1 pseudogene is annotated in these 569 nt (G+C 74.2%); it reads right to left on the reverse strand.

The features are described 5' to 3' along the window. Positions 1-302 precede the first annotated feature (302 nt). Positions 303-569 (reverse strand): annotated as a pseudogene (locus ACFFNX_RS52105) (helix-turn-helix domain-containing protein); the annotation flags it as partial.

Below are 569 nucleotides of genomic sequence, written 5' to 3' on the forward strand. Positions count from 1 at the left end.
CGCCGGCGAGCCCCGCGGCGACCATGGCGCCGATGCCGCAGATCGCGGCGGCCACCGCGATGAACGCGCCCTGCCTACGCACGGGCCCCGGCCTCTGGAACGCGGGCGGTACGAAGTGCGGGCCTGCGGAGCGGACGGCGCTCGAGGCGGTGCGTGCTGGTCATGGAGGCGTGGTCGAATCTCTCGGCTGCGGGCGGGGCACCTTGGACCTTCCCACCTTATTCATCGCGTGGCAACGGCCCGCCCCGACCGGCCTTTTCGGCGCGCCCACCGCACGCGTGTCGTCTCTCCCGTCGCGTGGGTCACAGCCCCGCACAGGCCAGCGCGTTGCGGTACGCCTCGGTACGGCGTTCTTCGTCACCGGTCTGCGACAGCAGCTCGGCGAGGTTGAACCAGCCTTCGGCCGCCTCGCGGGAGGGCTCCATCCGGCGCAGGCACGCCATGGCCCGGTCGATGATCTCGACCGCGGACTCCGCGCGGCCCAGGCGGATGCGGGCCTCCGCCAGCACGACGAGCGCGCCGGCGGTGGCCGGGCGCGGCTCGTCGCGGAGCAGGTCGAGGGCCTTCAG

The organism is Actinoallomurus acaciae, from assembly GCF_042429965.1.
Taxonomy (GTDB): domain Bacteria; phylum Actinomycetota; class Actinomycetes; order Streptosporangiales; family Streptosporangiaceae; genus Actinoallomurus; species Actinoallomurus acaciae.